1 protein-coding gene is annotated in these 776 nt (G+C 45.7%); it reads right to left on the bottom strand.

Annotated features, from left to right (window positions below):
* Positions 1-776 (bottom strand): hypothetical protein (locus WBG21_RS11230; RefSeq protein ID WP_340077928.1); only part of this gene is annotated, 776 nt, incomplete at both ends.

Raw genomic sequence — 776 nt, 5'->3', positions numbered from 1 at the left:
GCTTCCGTACTGGAGTTCAATACCCTGAACACCTGCATATGGTCTTGGCTGGTATTTTGGTCATGAGTTCCTAAGGAAGCCATCCCTCCATCAGAGATCAAAGGATTGGTAGCGTTCACAAGTACCTGTTTAAGGGCTGTAAAGCTTTCCAAAGGTGTTGCCGGTGCAACTGTTCCTGAGACGTTCCATTCCAATGGTGATACTTCCGGGTCATTTAAGTCCACTAACTTAAAAGTAGCATTATGGGTCCCTTCAGTGTTCAGAGCCATTTTAATGGAGAACTCAACCTGTCCTCCTACAGGGATGGGATTAGACAGAGCAGACCCGTCCAATACCCAAAAGGCGTTATGGCCACTTACTTTTGCTACCCCAAGCAACAAGGGTTCAGTACCATCATTGAAGATCCTGAACGCTTGGACAAGCCCTTGCGTGTTTTTTTCATGCGCCCCGAAGCTAGCCGTGGCATTATTATCTATCAGCACATTGGTAGCATCCGCAAAGACCTGTTTGAGGCGAATGCTTGTATCGAGTGTTTTGGCAGTATTTATTTGGGCACTTACGTTAAAAGTGAGGGTACCCCCATTGGCAGTACGCACCACCACTGTTCCTGTATGGACACCGGGAAGGATGGTCGTTACCGAGACATTAAAATTAGCATATTGCTCAGGCAACACTTCATTAGGGACATTATTGACCACAAAAGGCCCTGTGACATCAATGGAATTGATGTTAAGATTATGATCATACCCTAAGTTGTAAATACGGAAAGGGAAAGC

The sequence above is a fragment of the Leptobacterium meishanense genome, from assembly GCF_037645805.1.
GTDB lineage: Bacteria > Bacteroidota > Bacteroidia > Flavobacteriales > Flavobacteriaceae > Leptobacterium_A > Leptobacterium_A meishanense.
This window is presented reverse-complemented; position numbering and strand designations above follow the sequence as displayed.